We start from the raw sequence: 17,124 nt of genomic DNA, 5'->3' as shown, positions 1-17,124 counted from the left end.
CACGCGCCTACGCTGGCACCATGACCGAGCTGACTGGGACAGCCGTCGCGAACACGCGCACGGTCGAGACTTTTCTGAACGCCTTGATGGACGCGGATTTCGAAACCGCGGATGCCTCGCTGGATGACAATCTCGTCTACGAGAACGTCGGGTTGCCGACGATCCATGGCCGCGCCCGGGCCATGAAGCTGTTCCGCCGAATGGACGGCCGCGCGGGGTTCGAGGTCAAGATCCACCGTGTTGCCGCCGACGGCGCCGCCGTGCTCACCGAGCGCAGTGACGCGCTGATCTTCGGCCCGCTGCGGCTGCAGTTCTGGGTGTGCGGCGTGTTCGAGGTCCACAACGGGCGAATCACGCTGTGGCGAGACTACTTTGACTTCTTTGACATGACCAAGGCGTTGCTGCGTGGTGTGGCGGCGCTGGTGTTGCCGTCGCTCAAGGCGTCGTTCTGACCCGGCCGGAAGCCGCCGCCGCCGGCCTTAACGGCGCGGTAAGCCGCCCAGTTCGTCGAACGCCTGGGCCCAACCGGTCAGGCGATCGGTAGCCTCGACCAGCTCGGCCCGGTAGCGCTGGTGTGCCGCCGCGAGCCCGGCATCGCCATTGCCATTCGCCGAGGAAACCAATTGCGCTGCGGCGGTGACCATTTCGTTGTACTGCCGGACGCCGGCGCTCAACTGCGCGGTGAACGCATTGATGGTGGGCACCAGATACGACCGCGATGATTCCGAGCTGTGTGCGGCGCGCTCCATCGACACCACCTCCGCGGCACTGGACGCCATCGCCGCCGACGTCTTGTTCGCCGCCGCGGTCAAGTCGCTGATCTCGTCCGCCGGCAACATGGCGCCGCGCTCGATGACACCCAACAACGAAAAGAATCCACGCTCGGAAGCGCCGAGCGCATACATCGCGGGTCGCGCCGCGGAACCGGGTGGCGGCAGCCGGCGGGGGTTGACGGGCCGGCTGGCCGGCAGCGGCTCCGACTTCAGCCAGTGGTAGCGGAAGAACAACAACGTCGCGGGTACCACCTCGACGACCGCGATGCCGCCGGTGATCTGCAGCAGCAACACGAACCAGCCCCACCACGCCAGCACCGCGGTGACCAGACCCCAGAACACGCTGCCGGCGGCGAAGATCCACGCCCACCGCAGCGCGCGACGGCGGCGGCGCAGCAGCCGGGCCCGCGGATCGGCGGCCGCGCTGATCTTCTGGGCGACGAAGCCGGTGAGATCGGCGGCGGTGTCCAGCCCCTGCTGCAGCAGTGCCCGAAAGGGCCCGCGCTGCGTCGCCTTCACCGCCATGTCAGACCGACCGGACGGCTACTGACCAAAGGGTTTCTCGGCAACCTGTCCACCGGCGCTCTCGGCGGGCGCGGGGGTGGCAGGTGTGGCACCGGGAGCCGCGGGGGTACCGCCCGTCGGCAGGGCCTCGCCACGCATCGACGCGCGAATTTGCTCGAGCCGGGAATGGCCCGCCATCTCCACGCTGGCCTGCTGTACCTCGAGCATGCGGCCCTGCACCGAACCCTGCGCGAGTTCGGCGGAGCCGACCGCGTTGGCGTAGCGGCGTTCGATCTTGTCGCGGACCTCGTCGAGGCTCGGGGTGTTGCCCGGCGCGGCGATCTCGCTCATCGACCGCAGCGACGCGCTGACCTGCTCCTGCATCTTGGCCTGCTCGAGCTGGCTGAGCAGCTTGGTGCGCTCGGCGATCTTCTGCTGCAGCACCATCGAATTTCGCTCGACGGCCTTCTTCGCCTGGACGGCGGCGGACAGCGCCTGGTCGTGCAACGTCTTGAGGTCTTCGACGCTTTGCTCGGCGGTCACCAGCTGGGCCGCGAACGCCTCGGCGGCGTTGGTGTACTCGGTGGCCTTGGCCGCGTCGCCGCCGGAGGTGGCCTGGTCGGCCAGCGTCAGGGCCTGGCGCACGTTGACCTGGAGCTTCTCGATGTCGGCGAGTTGCCGGTTGAGGCGCATCTCCAGCTGACGCTGGTTGCCGATCACCTGTGCCGCCTGCTGGGTCAGCGCCTGATGCGTGCGCTGGGCTTCCTCAATGGCCTGCTGAATCTGGATCTTGGGGTCTGCGTGCTCGTCAATCTTCGCGTTGAACAGCGCCATGACGTATTTCCACGCTTTGACGAACGGATTGGCCATGAGTTAGCTCCACCTTCGTTTCTGTGTGCCGGAGGACCCACGATAGGCCCTAGCGATCACCCTGCCGCTCAATTTATCGGGTCGGCGCCGATCGCCCCACCCCTGGCGCGCGATAGGCGTCGCCGAGCAATCCTGACACTCAGGCCACCACGAGCGACGCCACGGGCCGGATGACGACCTTGGTGCTCGCGTCGATGGTGGTGACGCTCGCCTCGCCGTTCGGCACGCTGCGGGCCGCGCGCTCCTCGTTGGCCATCCGCTCACCGGCATCGGTGAGCACCGCCGACAGCGGGACCTCCAACGCGTCGCAGATCGCGTGCAGCAGCTCGCTGGAGGCCTCTTTGCGGCCGCGCTCCACCTCCGAGAGATACCCGAGGCTCACCCGGGCGGTGTCCGACACCTCGCGCAGCGTCCGACCCTGTGACGTTCGGGCCAGGCGCAGCACCTCGCCGATGACCTCGCGCACCAGTGGCGACATGCTGATCTCCTTCGTCCGGCAAAGCTGCTTCATCAGGTCAACGCCAGCAGCGGCCGTCTAGGTTCCCGTCCGGCGCACTTCCCTGATGGTCGAGGCCACATAGTCGATTCCGGTGACCACCGTCAGCACGATCGCGGCGGCCATCACCACCGACGCCACCACCACGAACGGTCCCGACAGCGGCAGCACGAACAACCCGATGGCCACCGCCTGGACAAAAGTCTTGAGCTTGCCGCCGAAGCTGGCCGGAATGACGCCGCGGCGAATCACGGCCAGCCGCAACACCGTCACCGCGATCTCGCGGGCCAGGATCAGCACGGTGACCCACCACGGCAGGTCGCCCAGCATCGACAGCCCGACCAGCGCCGATCCGATCAGCATCTTGTCGGCGATCGGATCGACGAACGCGCCGAATTCGGTGGCCATGCCGTAGTTGCGGGCCAGCAGGCCGTCCAGCCGGTCGGTGATGCACGCCACCGCGAACACCACGAAAGCCACCACCCGGGCCGGGGTTTCGTGGCCGCCGCCGGCGAACAATGCGAGCAGGAAGATCGGAACCAATACCAGCCGCAATAGCGTCAGGACATTGGCGAGGTTGGCGATGCTGACGCGCCCCGCCACCGGTCCTGTCTGCGGCTGCCCCGACACCGCAACAGAATAGCGGTTGACCAGCGCAGCCGCCCCAGATGTCAATACTGATACCCGTGACCGAACGTTCTCGGGATAGCGGGCCAGTCGTCGTCCGGCGCGCGCGAACCTCCGATGTCCCCGCGATCAAGCACCTCGTCGACACTTATGCGGGCAAGATCCTGCTGGAAAAACCCCTGGTGACGCTGTATGAAGCCGTCCAAGAGTTCTGGGTGGCCGAGCTTGCCGGCAGAGTGGTCGGCTGCGGCGCGTTGCACGTGTTCTGGTCGGATCTCGGCGAGATCCGCACCGTCGCGGTCGACCCTGCGGCGACGGGCCACGGCGTCGGCCACTCGATCGTCACGCGACTGCTCGAAGTCGCCCGCGAGTTGCAGCTGGAGCGGATCTTCGTGTTGACCTTCGAAACCGAGTTCTTCGGCCGGCACGGGTTCACCGAGATCGAGGGCACGCCGGTCACCGCCGAGGTGTTCGAGGAGATGTGCCGCTCCTACGACATCGGTGTCGCCGAGTTCCTGGACCTGAGCTACGTCAAGCCGAACATCCTGGGCAACACCCGGATGCTGCTGCTGCTCTGACTCGTCGACGGCGCTATTCGTCGGCGTCTAGTCGGAATCCTCGTCGGATCCGTCGGCGTTGGCGCCGCCGCGGATCAGCGCCAGCGTCCCGGCCAGCTCGTCGGGCTTGACCAGCACCTCGCGCGCCTTGGACCCCTCGCTGGGCCCGACGATGCCGCGGGTTTCCATCAAGTCCATCAGCCGGCCGGCTTTGGCGAAGCCGACCCGCAGCTTGCGCTGCAGCATCGAGGTGGAGCCGAACTGACTGGACACCACCAGTTCGACGGCTTGCAGGAAGACGTCCATGTCGTCGCCGATGTCCGGGTCGACGTCGGTGCGCTCGCCGGTGGGCTTGGCGGTGGTGACGCCGTCGGTGTATTCGGGTTCGGCCTGGTCCTTGCAGGCGGTGACGACGGCGTGGATCTCTTCGTCGGTGATGTAGGCGCCCTGTAGCCGGATGGGTTTGTTGGTACCCATCGGCAGGAACAGCCCGTCGCCCATGCCGATCAGCTTTTCGGCGCCCGCCTGGTCCAGGATCACCCGGCTGTCGATGAGGGACGACGTGGCAAACGCCAGCCGCGACGGCACGTTCGTCTTGATCAGCCCGGTGACCACGTCCACGGACGGCCGCTGGGTGGCCAGCACCAGGTGGATGCCGGCGGCACGGGCCTTCTGGGTGATCCGCACGATCGCGTCCTCGACGTCACGCGGCGCGGTCATCATCAGGTCGGCCAGCTCGTCGACGATCGCGACCACATAGGGATACGGCCGGTACTCGCGCTGGCTGCCCAGCGGCGCGGTGATTGCGCCGGATCGCACCTTGGCGTTGAAGTCGTCGATGTGACGCACCCGCGACGCCTGCATGTCCTGATAGCGCTGTTCCATCTCCTCGACCAGCCAGGCCAGCGCGGCCGCCGCCTTCTTCGGCTGGGTGATGATCGGGGTGATCAGGTGCGGAATGCCCTCGTACGGCGTCAGTTCCACCATCTTCGGGTCGATCAGGATCATCCTGACCTCTTCCGGGGTGGCCCGGGTCAGCAGCGAAATCAGCATGGAGTTGACGAAGCTGGACTTACCGGAACCGGTCGAGCCGGCGACCAGCAGGTGCGGCATCTTGGCCAGGTTGGCCGAGATGAAGTCGCCTTCGATGTCCTTGCCGAGGCCGATGACCAGCGGGTGGTGATCGCGGCGGGTCGACGGGTCGGTGAGAACGTCGGCCAGCCGCACCATTTCGCGGTCGGTGTTGGGCACCTCGATACCGACGGCGGACTTGCCGGGGATCGGCGCCAGCATGCGCACGCTCTCGGTGGCCACGGCGTAGGCGATGTTCTTCTGCAGCGCCGTGATCTTCTCGACCTTGACGCCCGGCCCCAGCTCGACCTCGTAGCGGGTGACGGTGGGACCGCGGGTGCAGCCGGTGACGGCGGCGTCGACCTTGAACTGGCTCAGCACCTCGCTGATGGCGTCGGCCATCTGCGTGTTGGCCGCGCTGCGCTTCTTGGGTGGGTCACCGGCCACCAGCAGGTCCAGCGACGGCAGGTTGTAGGGGCCCTCGACGACCCGGTCGGTGACCTGGGTGTCCTGCTTCTTGGCGCGACGGCGGGTCTTGGCGATAGCTGGTTCCGGAACGGTGGGAGTGTCGTCCGGGAGCGGGTCGTCGAGAGCGACGGCCCCGTCCGCCGACGGCCAGGGCTGCGGCTCCTTGTCGAATGCGCCGTCGTCGTAGTAACCGTCGGAAAAGTCTTCGCGCGGTTGGCCTTCGGCGTCGTCGTAGTCGTAATCGCCGTCGTCGGCGTAGAGGTCATCCACGAACCGGGTGCCGAACAAGGCTCGCATCATTTCGGGCAGCTCGCGCATCGTGGTGCCGGTCAACAACAGCAGCCCGAATAGCGCGCCGATGAACAACAGGGGTGCCGCGATCCAGGGTGTCAACCCCTCCGACAACGGACCGCCGATGGCAAAGCCGATGAATCCCGCTGCGCGACGGCGCAATTCGGGGTCTCCAGGTGAACCCGACCACAGGTGGCGCAGACCGAGTAGCGAAAGGCTGATCATGCTCGCGCCCAGGATCAGCCGGGGCCGCGCCTCGGGGTTGGGCGCAGTGCGCATCAGCATCACCGCCACCACGGCGAGGACCGCCGGCAGGGCCAGCACGCCGGCGCCGATGAACGTGCGCAGCACCGCATCGACCCAGGCGCCCACCGGCCGCGCCGCGTCGAACCATGAGCTCGCGGCGACCACGACGGCAACGCCGAGCAGAACCAGCGCGATTCCGTCGCGGCGGTGCCCCGGATCGATGTCGCGGGCCCGCCCGATCGACCTTGCCGCACCGCCGGTGCCCCGCGCCGCCATCAGCCAGGTGGCGCGCATCGCGCGCCCGCCGGTCATCCCGGCGGCAACCAGTAGGGACCGGTGGTGCCGCTTGGCTGGCCTGCGCGCCTTCTTGCGGGCAGGTGCCGGTCGCGCACTTCGAGACCCGCTGGTGCGCGAAGTGGCCTTTGACCTGCTCGTTCGGGTTCTGGAGCGGGCAGCGGTCTTACTAGCCATGGGGTCCAGCCTAGTCGCAACCGCCCCATATTCACCATCAGCCACACGGGTCACAAAACCGTGTCGATTCGGTCTTCGAAGCGCTTCGACAAGGCCCGAAATGGCCGAGAGCAGCGCTCTTGGGCCGCGGCGGGCATCGCGGCGGCCGTCAATTCTGTGTGAGTAGGGTGACAGCCATCCCGCCGCTACCCCTCAAGGAGCTCCGTATGCCCGTCGTCGTTTTCGCCACCCTGACCGTCAAACCCGAGTCCGTCGACACCGTCCGCGACATCCTGACCCGCACGGTTGAAGAGGTGCACAGCGAGCCGGGGTGCCAGCTGTACTCGTTGCACCAGACCGGTGAGACGTTCGTGTTCATCGAGCAGTGGGCCGACGAAGAGGCGCTGAAGACCCACAGCACCGCTCCCGCGGTCGGGGGCATGTTCACCGCTGTCGGCGAGCACCTGGCCGGAGCCCCGGACATCAAGATGCTGCAGCCGGTTCCCGCGGGCGACGCGGACAAGGGACAACTGCGCCAGTGACAGGGCGGCCCCTGGAAAGAAAGGTCGCGCTGATCACCGGCGCGGCCCGCGGCCAGGGCCGCGCGCACGCGGTTCGACTGGCCACCGACGGCGCCGATGTGATCGCCGTCGACCTGTGCGCGCAGATCGACAGTGTCCGCTATGCCCTGGCCACGCCGGAGGACCTGGCGGCCACCGTCAAACTCGTCGAAGACACCGGCGCCCGGATCGTGGCCAAACAGGGCGATGTGCGTGATCGCGCGTCGCTGTCGGCCGCCGTGCAGGCCGGTATCGACGAGCTCGGCCGGCTCGACATCGTGGTGGCCAACGCCGGTATCGCACCCATGCAATCCGGGGACGACGGCTGGCGCGATGTCATCGACGTCAACCTCACCGGCGTCTACAACACCATCAAGGCCGCGATACCCACCATGGTCGCCCAGGGCACCGGCGGGTCGATCGTGCTGATCAGTTCGAGTGCCGGGCTGGCCGGCGTCGGCAGCGCGGACGCCGGTTCGGTCGGCTATGCAGCCGCCAAGCACGGGGTCGTCGGGTTGATGCGGGTATACGCGAATCTGCTTGCGAGGGAGATGATTCGGGTCAACTCGATCCATCCGTCCGGTGTGGAGACGCCGATGATCAACAACGAGTTCACCCGGGAATGGCTGGCCAAGATGGCCGCCGCGACCGACACGCCCGGAGCCATGGGCAATGCCATGCCGGTGGAGGTGCTAGACGTCGAGGATATCGCCAACGCGGTGGCGTGGCTGGTGTCCGACCAGGCGCGCTACATCACCGGCGTGACGTTGCCGGTCGACGCGGGCTTCTTGAACAAGTAGCAGCCATGGCACGAAACCCCGCGGCTCAGACTGCTTTTGGCCCGATGGTGCTGGCCGCCGTCGAGCAGAACGAACCAGCCGGGCGCCGGCTGGTCGACGACGACCTCGCGGACCTTTTCCTGCCGGCCCCGCTGCGCTGGCTGGTCGCCGCGACCCGGGCAGCACCGATCCGTCGCCTGATGATTCGCGGATCGGAATTCAGCGGCCCCGGGCTGTGGGCGAACTTGGCCTGCCGCAAGCGTTTCATCGCCGACAAGATCACCGAGTCGCTCGACGACATCAATGCGGTCGTCATCCTCGGCGCCGGTCTGGATACCCGCGCCTACCTGCTGAACCGGCAAGTCCGTATCCCGGTCTTCGAAGTGGATCTGCCGGTCAACATCGCCAGGAAAGCCAAGACGCTGCGGCGGGTGCTAGGCGGTCCACCGCTGTCGGTTCGGTTGGTGGCCTTGGATTTCGAGCGCGACGACCTGCTCACCGCCCTGGCCGAGCACGGCTATCACACCGATTACCGGGCTTTCTTCATCTGCGAAGGCGTGACGCAGTACCTCACCGAGGACGGCGTGCGGCGAACCCTTGACGGGCTGCGCGCGGCCGCCCCGGGCAGCCGGTTGGTGTTCACCTACGTCCGCCGGGACTTCATCGACGGGACGAATCGGTACGGCACCCGGACGTTGTACCGCACTGTCCGTCAGCGCCAACAACTTTGGCATTTCGGCCTGGAGCCCGACGAGGTCGCCGACTTCATCGCCGAGTACGGTTGGCGGCTGGTCGAGCAGGCCGGACCGGAGGAACTCGTCGCGCGTTACGTCGAGCCGACCGGCCGCAAACTCAAGGCGTCGCAGCTGGAATGGTCGGCTTTCGCGGAAAAGATCTAGCCGAGAAAATCTAGATTTCGATGACGGTCGGCACGATCATGGGCTGGCGGCGGAAGGTTTCGCCCACCCACTTGCCAACGGTGCGCCGCACACCCTGAGCGATCCGGTTCGGGTCGGTCACTCCTGCCCCGGCCAGCGCTTCCAGCTCTTCGGAGACCTTGCGCACCACGGGCTCGAGCGCCTTGGGATCCTCGGAGAAGCCGCGTGAATATAGGTGCGGCGTAGTCGCCGAACGCCCGGTGCCGCGGGTGAGCACGATGGTCACCGCGACGAATCCCTCGGACAGAATGAGCCGCTCGCCCAGGGTGATGTCGCCGACGTCGCCGGTGACCAGGCCGTCGACGAACATCTTGCCGACCGGCACCGCTCCGGCAATCGATGCCCTGCCCCCGACCAGGTCGACGCTGACGCCGTTCTCGGCCAACAGGATTGATTCTTCCGGCACTCCGGTGGTGGCGGCGAGCTTGGCGTTGGCGCGCAGCATGCGCCAGGTCCCGTGCACCGGCATCACATTGCGGGGCCGCACCCCGTTGTACAGGAAGAGCAGCTCACCGGCATAGGCGTGACCCGAAACATGTACGCGGGCTTGGGCATTGGTGACGACCCGGGCGCCGACCTTGGCCAGCGCGTCGATCACGCCGTAGACCGCTTCCTCGTTGCCGGGGATCAGCGACGACGAGAGCACCACGAGGTCCCCGGCGGTCAGCGTGATACTGCGATGCTCGCCGCGCGACATCCGGGACAACGCCGCCATCGGCTCGCCCTGGGTGCCGGTGGTGATCAGCACCACCCGTTCGGGCGCCATCATCTCGGCGGCCCCGATGTCGATCACGTCGGAGTCGTCGACCCGCAGGAAGCCCAAGTCCCGGGCGATGCCCATATTGCGCACCATGGATCGCCCGACGAACGACACCCGCCGACCCAAAGCCACTGCGGCGTCGATGATTTGCTGCACCCGGTCGACGTTGGAAGCGAAGCACGCCACGATGACGCGCCCTTCCGCACCACGGATCAGCCGGTGCAGGGTCGGCCCGACCTCGCTTTCGGACGGCCCGACACCGGGGATCCCGGAGTTGGTCGAGTCGCACAAAAACAGATCCACACCGGCGTCGCCGAGGCGTGACATGCCGGGGAGGTCGGTGGGCCGGCCGTCCAGCGGTTGTTGGTCGAGCTTGATGTCACCGGTGTGCAAAACCGTTCCCGCGCCGGTGTAGACGGCGATGGCCAGCGCGTCCGGGATGGAGTGGTTCACCGCGAAGTATTCGCAGTCGAACACGCCGTGGTGGCTGCTCTGCCCCTCTTTGACTTCGACGAACACCGGCTTGATGCGATGCTCGCGGCACTTGGCGGCGACCATCGCCAGGGTGAACTTCGAGCCGACGACCGGAATGTCGGACCGCAGCTTGAGCAGGAACGGGATCGCCCCGATGTGGTCCTCGTGCGCGTGCGTGAGCACCAGCGCCTCGATGTCGTCCAGCCGGTCTTCGATGTGGCGCAGGTCGGGCAGGATCAGGTCGACACCCGGCTCGTCGTGAGTGGGAAACATCACCCCGCAGTCGATGATCAGCAGCCGGCCCAGGTGTTCGAAAATCGTCATGTTGCGGCCGATTTCGCTGATCCCACCGAGCGCGGTCACCCGCAACCCACCTGTGGTCAACGGACCTGGCGGGCTGAGGTCTTCGTTCACGTGTCGATCACCTGAGTACCGAGGCCGCACGCATGTCGGCGGACAGCGCGTCGATCTGCTCGGGCGTCGCCGGCACCTGCGGTAGCCGGGGATCGCCGACGTCAATGCCTTGCAGCCGCAGGCCTGCCTTGGACAGCGTCACCCCACCCAGCCGGCCCATCGCGTTGCACAGCGGCGCGACCGCCACGTTGATCTTGCGGGCGGTCGCAATGTCCCCGGAATTGAAGGCGGACAACAACTCTCGTAGCTGACCGGCGGCCAGGTGGGAAATCACGCTGATGAATCCGATCCCGCCCATCGCCAGCCAGGGCAGGTTGAGCGCGTCGTCTCCGGAGTAGTAGGCCAATCCGGTTTCGGCGATGATCTGGCCGCCGCTGTGCAGATCAGCCTTGGCGTCCTTGATCCCGACGATGTTCGGGTGCGACGCCAGCGTGCGGATGGTGTCGGGCTCGATGGGGATCACCGACCGCGGCGGGATGTCGTAGAGCAGCACCGGCAGGTCGGTCGCGTCGGCGACAGCAGTGAAATGTGCGATCAGCCCGCTCTGCGGTGGCTTCGAGTAGTACGGCGTGACCACGAGCAGACCGTGCGCACCTTCGGCCGCGCTGGCCTTGGCCAGCTTGATGCTGTGCGCGGTGTCGTAGGTGCCCGCTCCGGCGATGACGCGAGCCCGGTCGCCCACCGCTTCGAGGACGACGCGCAGCAGCTCGAGCTTCTCGTCGTCGGTGGTGGTCGGCGACTCGCCGGTGGTTCCCGAGACGACCAGGCCGTCACAGCCGGCGTCTACCAGGTGGTTCGCCACGCGTGCCGCGGCGTCGGTGTCGAGCGAGCCATCGGCGGCAAACGGCGTGACCATTGCGGTCAGCAAGGTTCCCAGACGCGCGGGGGCATCGAATCCGACGGAACTCACGATCCCAGATTACCTGGCGGTGCCAAGCCGATTTCGCCGCCGCGCGGCTGTTGGGGTCCGGGGGGCTTCGAGTGTGCACTCAAGGTCGCAATAGCGCGAAATCGGCGCCCTAGACGCACACCCGAAGCCCAGAGGGCACACCCGACGGCGCCACCGCGCGTCTCAGGCTTCGGTGGCTAACGGACTGGTCGCGACCTCGGTCCCATCGGCAAGCGTGGAGATCTCGAAATCGGCGAATACCGCCGGTGCGACCGCCACGAGCTGACGCAGACATTCAATGGCCAGACGCCGGATTTCCACATCGGCATGCTCGCTGGCACGCATCGCGATGAAGTGCCGCCATGCCCGGTAGTTCCCGGTCACGACGATGCGGGTTTCGGTGGCGTTCGGCAGCACGGCCCGGGCCGCCTGTCGCGCTTGCTTGCGCCGCAGGATCGCGTTGGGTTGGTCGGCGAACTTCGCCTCGAGCTTGGCCAGCAGCTCGGTGTAGGTGGCGCGGCTGGCGTCGGCTGCCTCGGCCAGGACCTGTCGCAGTTCGGGGTCGTCTTCCAGGCCGGGCGGCACGACGATCTGCGAGTCCGCCTCTGGCACGTAGCGCTGCGAGAGCTGCGAGTAGGAGAAATGCCGGTGCCGGATCAGTTCATGCGTGCACGAACGCGAGATGCCGGTGATGTAGAACGACACGCTGGCGTGCTCGAGCACCGAGAAGTGCCCGACATCGATGATGTGTTTGACGTAGCCGGCGTTGGTCGCGGTCTTGGGGTTGGGTTTCGACCAGCTCTGGTAGCAGGCGCGGCCGGCGAACTCGACCAGCGCCGGCCCGCCGTCGGCGTCGGTGGTCCACGGTACGTTCGGCGGCGCCAAGAACTCCGTCTTGGCGATCAGTTGCACGCGCAGCGGCGCGGTCTCGGCCACGGCGATTACCTTAGCTGGACCTCGCCCGATATCACCAAGGGCAGCAAGGCGTCGCGGAAACCCGACAGCCGCAAGGATTCGCTGCGTCGCGCGTGACACAGCGCACCAAGACTGGTGATCGTCTGCGCGGCATCGGCGCTCAGACGCCGCACGTCGCGCACCGCGACATCCATCAGGTCGCGCGGCGTAATGCGTTGGTGGCTGGTCGAGGTTCCGGCGACCTGCTGCTGCAGTCGGTGCGAGACGTCGGGTTGCCGCACCGCCGCCCACAGCGCCGAGGTGTCGACGCCGTTCGGTCGCAGCACGACGAATTCCAGGCTCGCCACTGCCATTTCGGCAGGTAGCCGCGGCACATTCCAGATGCGCGGAATCCGCGGATTCAACTTGGCGAACAGCACGCACGGTTCGGACAACACGAACTTGCCGCTTCGCACGGATGCGCCGGAAACCCGCCGTGGTGTGGCGCCGTCGTCAAACGCCGGGAGGCTGAAATGCGCGACGACATCGTCGAATTGCTCCGGTCCTCGAAGCACCGTCGACCGCTGCGCCAGGCTCGACAGCGGCACGTCATCGGAGACCGGCTCGACGATGGCGACCATCAGCTTCTCCGCGGCCTCGATCACGCGTTCGTTGGCGGCCACCTTGTCGTCGAAGGCTCCGAGCAGCGCGGCGATCCGCTGCCGCTGGCGTCCCGGGACCGCCCGAACCGAAACGTCGCGCAGAATCGCCTGATTGAGCAGCGGCTGCCCCGACCCGGCCCGGTGATCGCCCAGCCTGCAGGCCTGCAACGCGTAATACCAATATCGCGTCTCCGCAGGCTCTTTGGCCCGGCATACCAGCGCGTTGTCGGTGACCCAAACATCGGAGTCGCAATAGCGCACGCTGCCGCAATACGACCCGACGCGACCGAGCACGATCAGCGGGCCGCTCGCATTGGGTTGCGCCGCATACCCGATCGCGCCATTGGCGCCGTAAACCGGGAACCGCCCGTCCGGTACCCGCGCCGGCGAGCCGCTTCCGGTGCTGAAGTCGAGATACTCGCCCAGCGTTGCCTTCAGCACAATCGCCGCACCTGCTGCCGCACCACCGTTTCCAGCCGCGCGGACTCGTCGAGCGCCGTCAGCAGGTCTTCGGTCAGGCGCGCGATCTTCTCGTCGGCCGGCTCCGCGTCAGCCTCGGCAGCGGAAGCACCGACATAGCGTCCCGGTGTGAGCAGGTAGCCCGCGGCGGCGATCTCGCTCAGCGATACGGATTTGCAGAAGCCCGGAATATCCTCGTAGACAATGCCCTTCGCCGCCGCCGAGCTCGACCCGCACCACGCGTGACAGGTGTCGCCGATGCGGACGACTTCGCCGTCGGTCAATGCGCGTTCCGTGCGATCGACGAGGTAGCCGAGCCCGCGGGCGTCGATGAACAGCACCTGACCGGAGCGGTCGCCCTTGTCCCTCGCGAAGAACCACAGGCACACCGGGATTCCGGTGCTGCGAAACAGCTGCGCGGGCAGCGCGATCATGCACGACACCAGATCCGCGTCGACGATCCGCGCGCGAATGTCGCCCTCGCCGACGGCGTTCGACGACATCGAGCCGTTGGCCATCACCACTCCGGCCGCACCACCGGGCGCCAGCTTGGAAAGAATGTGCTGAATCCACGCGTAGTTGGCATTGCCGGCCGGTGGAACGCCGAAGCGCCAGCGCGGATCGTGTTCGTCGCGAGCCCAATCCTTGATGTTGAAGGGCGGATTGGCCATCACGTAGTCCATCTGAACGCCGGCGTGCACATCGTTCACGAACGTGTCGCCCCGGGCGAGGCCGGTGTTGTCGAGCCCGTGAATGGCGAGGTTCAGCTTCGCCATTCGCCAGGTCTGCTCGACGCCCTCCTGCCCGTAGATGCGCACGTCCTTCGGGTCACCGTCGCGGGCGGCGATGAAATTCTCGGTCTGCACGAACATTCCGCCCGAGCCGCAGCACGGGTCGTACACCCGCCCGCCCGCCGGCTCCAGGACCTCCACGATGAGGCGCACCACGCTGGGCGGTGTGAAGAACTCCCCGCCCCGTTTGCCTTCCGCGCGAGCGAAGTTGCCGAGAAAGTACTCGTACACCTCCCCCATCAGGTCCCGGGGGCGGCGGCCGTCCTGCGGTTGCAGTCGCGCGCCGTCGAGCAGCTCCACCAGCTCACCGAGCCGGCGCTGGTCGAGGCTTTCGTAGAGCCGCGGCAGCATCCCGGCAAGGGCCGGATTGCCGGCCATCACAGCACCCATCGCGTCATCGACGAAACGACCGATATTGTCGGCTTTTGCGTTGTCCGCCAACATGTTCCAGTGCGACTCGGACACGTGCTTGAGGAACACCAGCCCCAGAATCACGTCCTTGTACTCACTGGCCGACGCCGACCCGCGTAGCTTCTCGGCCGCCTTCCACAGCGTGGCCCTGAGCTCCTTTGACGGCGGCGGCATCAGCTCACCCGCTTGGCGGCGGTGCGCAATTCCCCGGCCAAATCACCGCGGCCGGACACGGTAAACCCGCCCAGGCCAAGCCATGACGCCATCGACTCCAGCTCGCCGGCCAGCGCAGCGGCCGCCCGGGAGCGCGACACCCGGCCAGCATGCTGGGGCTCACCGAACGCGCCCACCACGCGCAGCGTGCCGGCGGCGCGGTCGGCCTTGAGGTCGACTCGTGCCATCAGCTCACCGTCCACCAGCAGCGGCCACACGTAATAGCCGTACTGGCGCTTGGGCGCCGGGGTGTAGATCTCGATGCGGTAATGGAAATTGAACAGCCGCTGCACCCGAGGCCGGAAGAAGATCAACGGGTCGAACGGACACAGCAGCGCGGTGCCGCGATCGAGCCGGGGCACCGACCGGCCGGCATGCAGATACGCGGGCGCCGACCAGCCGTCGACGCTGACCGCCTCGATGTCGCCGGCGGCCGCCAGCTCGGCGATCGCCGGTTTGACCTGTTGCGCGGACAGCCGGAAGTAGTCGCGGAGGTCGGCCTCGGTGCCCACCCCCAGGGCGGTGGCCGCGCGCAGGATGAGCTCGCGGATGGCTTCGGCGTCGTCGACCTCGCGGGCCAGCACGCTCGCCGGCAGCACCCGTTCCACCAGGTCGTAGTGGCGGGCGAAGCCGACCCGGGTGGCCGTGGTGAGCACCCCGGAGGCGAACAGTGCCTCGGCCACCCATTTGGTGTCGCTGCGACTGCCCCACCAGCTTCCTTTGGGCCCGCGAGGTTCGGCCTCGAGATGGGCCTCGATCTGTCCGGCGGTGCTCGGCCCGAGTTCGCGGACGGCGGCGACGATCTTGTCGGCGAGCGCCGGGTTGGCCTTGACGATGTGGGTGCCCCAGCGGCCGTGCCGGTACTGGCGCATCCGCCAGCGCAGCAGCGGCCAGTCGTCGACGGCCATCAGTGCGGCCTCGTGTGCCCAGTACTCGGCCAGCAGCCGCGCCGAGCGTGGGCCCCAGGCGGCGCGGTCCAGCACGTCGCGGTCGTAGGGGCCGAGCCTGCTGAACACCGGCGCGTAATGCGCACGTACCGCTACGGAAACCGAATCCAGTTGCAGCACTTGAATTCTCGAGATCAGCCGACGCAGGTGGGCGCGGGTGATCTCGCCGCCGGGTCGCGGCTCGTTAAACCCTTGGGCCGCAACGGCTATCCGCCGGGCCTGCGCGGCGGTCAGCCTCCTGATCGACACGCGCCGAGAATACCGGTCTTTGCGCCGCTCTCAGCGCAGGCTCACCCCGCGCTGACTTTCTCGTCCACCGGCGCGGCACCGCTGCGCTCCGGCGGATTCTTTTGTTCTTGGTATGCCGTCTCGAGCGCGGCCGGAACCGATTCCAGGTCGCGGTATACGCCCATCAGTTGTTCGAGGACTTTGATCCGCTGCTCGCTCGCGGCGTCCACCGCCCGCCGGGCCTGTTCACGATCCCGGTCGACCTGCTCCTTGGCGTCGGCGAGCAGCTGTTCACGCGCCCGCTGGGCGTCGTCGCGCATGCTGGCCAGTTCGGCCTCGAGCGTCTCCTTGGTTTTGCGATACTGCGCTTCCATCGCCTTTTGCTGGGAGGCCATGTCCGCCAACACCTCTTGGTGCTTGCGCTGCTCGGCCTCGATCTCCGCTTCCGCCGCGGTGATCAGCGCCTCCGCCTCGGCCCGCGCCTCGGCTTGCATCTCCGAAATTTCGTCGACCGCACGCCGCAGCATCTTCGCCATCCGTTGCTGCATCGCCTGGGGCGCGGGTGAGGTGTCCGTCAGGACGGCGACCTCCTTGCGCAGCGCGGTCGCTTCCTCCCCGGATTCCTTGAGCCGGGCCCGCAGGCTCTCGACGTCGTTGAGCAACAGACTCTGCTTGGTGGTCAACATCTCGATGTGGGCATCGACAGCGGTCGCGTCGTACCCCATGAACTTGCGGGTGAATGCCGATGTGGGTTCGGTAATCACTGCCAATTTCCCCTCCCTGGAAATGCCCTAAACCCCGTCACTCCGACCCGCCGACCCCCGTCGAGTATGTCAGGTCACGGGCGTCGACGCCGAGACGAGCGCTCAGGGCCGACGATAGCTGTGAAACCGATACCGCAGCCCGGACCGGCTGACCTGCCATTCCCCCGTCTCACCGAGCCAAGTCTCGTCGAGCACCGGGGCCAGCGCGTCCTCGTCGTCGCGAACCAGGTCGATCTCGATCTCGGTGACCTCGCATCGGGTGGCGCGCGGCAGCGCGAGCCGGTAGATCTGGGCGCCGCCGATCACCCACGCTTCGGGCTCGGTCAGGGCCTCTTCGAGGGAGTCGACCACTTCGGCTCCCTCAGGCTTGAAGTCGGCCTGGCGGGACAGGACGATGTTTCTGCGGCGCGGCAACGGCCGCACCGCAGCCGGCAACGAATCCCAGGTCCGCCGACCCATGATCACGGTTTGGCCCACGGTCACCTGCTTGAAGCGGGCCAGGTCCTCCGGCACGTGCCACGGGATGTCGCCATTGCGGCCGATGACCCCGGATGTGGACTGCGCCCACACCAAGCCCACGGTGGTCAA

The 17,124-nt window shown here is 67.3% G+C and carries 18 protein-coding genes; 5 read left to right on the top strand and 13 right to left on the bottom strand.

Annotated elements, in window-relative coordinates:
* Positions 1–20 precede the first annotated feature (20 nt).
* Positions 21–452, top strand: a complete 432-nt coding sequence (locus tag ACZY0B_RS04610; protein WP_463762825.1) for a limonene-1,2-epoxide hydrolase — start codon at positions 21–23, stop codon at positions 450–452.
* Between the two features lie 27 nt (positions 453–479).
* Here ACZY0B_RS04610 and pspM read toward each other — a convergent pair whose 3' ends face one another.
* The 4 genes from pspM to pgsA all read right to left on the bottom strand — a co-directional run bounded on the left by pspM (position 480) and on the right by pgsA (position 3,273).
* Complete coding sequence (gene pspM, locus ACZY0B_RS04605) at positions 480–1,298, bottom strand: phage shock envelope stress response protein PspM (RefSeq protein ID WP_463762824.1); 819 nt, start codon at positions 1,296–1,298, stop codon at positions 480–482.
* An 18-nt stretch (positions 1,299–1,316) separates the two neighbouring features.
* Complete coding sequence (gene pspA, locus ACZY0B_RS04600) at positions 1,317–2,147, bottom strand: phage shock protein PspA (RefSeq protein ID WP_463762822.1); 831 nt, start codon at positions 2,145–2,147, stop codon at positions 1,317–1,319.
* 139 nt (positions 2,148–2,286) lie between these two features.
* A complete protein-coding gene (gene clgR / locus ACZY0B_RS04595) occupies positions 2,287–2,625 on the bottom strand; it encodes a transcriptional regulator ClgR (RefSeq protein ID WP_463762820.1) in 339 nt (112 codons plus the stop codon).
* Positions 2,626–2,682: 57 nt separating this feature from the next.
* Complete coding sequence (pgsA, locus tag ACZY0B_RS04590; protein ID WP_463762819.1) at positions 2,683–3,273, bottom strand: CDP-diacylglycerol--glycerol-3-phosphate 3-phosphatidyltransferase; 591 nt, start codon at positions 3,271–3,273, stop codon at positions 2,683–2,685.
* A gap of 56 nt (positions 3,274–3,329) precedes the next feature.
* Here pgsA and ACZY0B_RS04585 point away from each other — a divergent pair, with 56 nt between their 5' ends.
* Positions 3,330–3,848 (top strand): amino-acid N-acetyltransferase, encoded by a 519-nt coding sequence (locus ACZY0B_RS04585; RefSeq protein ID WP_463762817.1) that lies wholly within the window; start codon positions 3,330–3,332, stop codon positions 3,846–3,848.
* Positions 3,849–3,875: 27 nt separating this feature from the next.
* On the opposite strand, the gene ACZY0B_RS04580 is transcribed toward ACZY0B_RS04585, so the two are convergent.
* Entirely contained in the window at positions 3,876–6,374 is a 2,499-nt protein-coding gene (locus ACZY0B_RS04580) for an FtsK/SpoIIIE family DNA translocase (RefSeq protein ID WP_463762815.1), read from the bottom strand.
* Between the two features lie 206 nt (positions 6,375–6,580).
* Here ACZY0B_RS04580 and ACZY0B_RS04575 point away from each other — a divergent pair, with 206 nt between their 5' ends.
* Genes ACZY0B_RS04575 through ACZY0B_RS04565 form a run of 3 tightly spaced genes read left to right on the top strand, consistent with a single transcriptional unit; the run spans position 6,581 to position 8,591 of the window.
* A complete protein-coding gene (locus tag ACZY0B_RS04575; protein ID WP_463762813.1) occupies positions 6,581–6,895 on the top strand; it encodes a putative quinol monooxygenase in 315 nt (104 codons plus the stop codon).
* On the top strand, positions 6,892–7,713 hold the full coding sequence (locus ACZY0B_RS04570) for a mycofactocin-coupled SDR family oxidoreductase (RefSeq protein ID WP_463762811.1): 822 nt from the start codon (positions 6,892–6,894) through the stop codon (positions 7,711–7,713). Before ACZY0B_RS04575 ends, ACZY0B_RS04570 begins: the two co-directional genes overlap by 4 nt.
* Positions 7,714–7,718: 5 nt before the next feature.
* A complete protein-coding gene (locus ACZY0B_RS04565) occupies positions 7,719–8,591 on the top strand; it encodes an SAM-dependent methyltransferase (RefSeq protein WP_463762809.1) in 873 nt (290 codons plus the stop codon).
* Positions 8,592–8,601: 10 nt separating this feature from the next.
* Here the strand turns inward: ACZY0B_RS04565 and ACZY0B_RS04560 are convergent, their stop codons facing one another.
* From ACZY0B_RS04560 to ACZY0B_RS04525, 8 genes are all read right to left on the bottom strand, one after another.
* Entirely contained in the window at positions 8,602–10,278 is a 1,677-nt protein-coding gene (locus tag ACZY0B_RS04560) for a ribonuclease J (protein ID WP_463762807.1), read from the bottom strand.
* A gap of 7 nt (positions 10,279–10,285) precedes the next feature.
* Positions 10,286–11,188, bottom strand: a complete 903-nt coding sequence (dapA, locus tag ACZY0B_RS04555) for a 4-hydroxy-tetrahydrodipicolinate synthase (RefSeq protein WP_463762805.1) — start codon at positions 11,186–11,188, stop codon at positions 10,286–10,288.
* Between the two features lie 162 nt (positions 11,189–11,350).
* Entirely contained in the window at positions 11,351–12,103 is a 753-nt protein-coding gene (gene thyX / locus ACZY0B_RS04550; protein ID WP_463762803.1) for an FAD-dependent thymidylate synthase, read from the bottom strand.
* Positions 12,104–12,108: 5 nt separating this feature from the next.
* On the bottom strand, positions 12,109–13,161 hold the full coding sequence (locus ACZY0B_RS04545) for a restriction endonuclease subunit S (RefSeq protein ID WP_463762929.1): 1,053 nt from the start codon (positions 13,159–13,161) through the stop codon (positions 12,109–12,111).
* A complete protein-coding gene (locus ACZY0B_RS04540) occupies positions 13,158–14,588 on the bottom strand; it encodes a class I SAM-dependent DNA methyltransferase (protein ID WP_463762928.1) in 1,431 nt (476 codons plus the stop codon). The genes ACZY0B_RS04545 and ACZY0B_RS04540 overlap by 4 nt, the downstream gene beginning before the upstream one ends.
* Positions 14,558–15,793: a winged helix-turn-helix domain-containing protein gene (locus tag ACZY0B_RS04535; RefSeq protein WP_463762802.1), complete on the bottom strand. Its 1,236-nt coding sequence runs from the start codon at positions 15,791–15,793 to the stop codon at positions 14,558–14,560. The genes ACZY0B_RS04540 and ACZY0B_RS04535 overlap by 31 nt, the downstream gene beginning before the upstream one ends.
* Before the next feature lie 41 nt (positions 15,794–15,834).
* Positions 15,835–16,536: a cell division protein DivIVA gene (locus ACZY0B_RS04530; protein WP_463762927.1), complete on the bottom strand. Its 702-nt coding sequence runs from the start codon at positions 16,534–16,536 to the stop codon at positions 15,835–15,837.
* A gap of 102 nt (positions 16,537–16,638) precedes the next feature.
* Positions 16,639–17,124 (bottom strand): dihydrofolate reductase, encoded by a 486-nt coding sequence (locus ACZY0B_RS04525; protein ID WP_463762801.1) that lies wholly within the window; start codon positions 17,122–17,124, stop codon positions 16,639–16,641.

It is taken from the genome of Mycobacterium sp. IDUB_19 (assembly GCF_055419445.1).
Note: the sequence above shows the minus strand (reverse complement) of the source record. Positions and strands in the feature narration are given on the sequence as shown.

Coding starts and splice junctions, on each gene's coding strand:
- ACZY0B_RS04610 (WP_463762825.1), top strand. CDS start 21: ATGACCGAGCTGACTGGGACAGCCGTCGCGAACACGCGCACGGTCGAG.
- pspM (WP_463762824.1), bottom strand. CDS start 1,298: ATGGCGGTGAAGGCGACGCAGCGCGGGCCCTTTCGGGCACTGCTGCAG.
- pspA (WP_463762822.1), bottom strand. CDS start 2,147: ATGGCCAATCCGTTCGTCAAAGCGTGGAAATACGTCATGGCGCTGTTC.
- clgR (WP_463762820.1), bottom strand. CDS start 2,625: ATGTCGCCACTGGTGCGCGAGGTCATCGGCGAGGTGCTGCGCCTGGCC.
- ACZY0B_RS04580 (WP_463762815.1), bottom strand. CDS start 6,374: ATGGCTAGTAAGACCGCTGCCCGCTCCAGAACCCGAACGAGCAGGTCA.
- ACZY0B_RS04575 (WP_463762813.1), top strand. CDS start 6,581: ATGCCCGTCGTCGTTTTCGCCACCCTGACCGTCAAACCCGAGTCCGTC.
- ACZY0B_RS04565 (WP_463762809.1), top strand. CDS start 7,719: ATGGCACGAAACCCCGCGGCTCAGACTGCTTTTGGCCCGATGGTGCTG.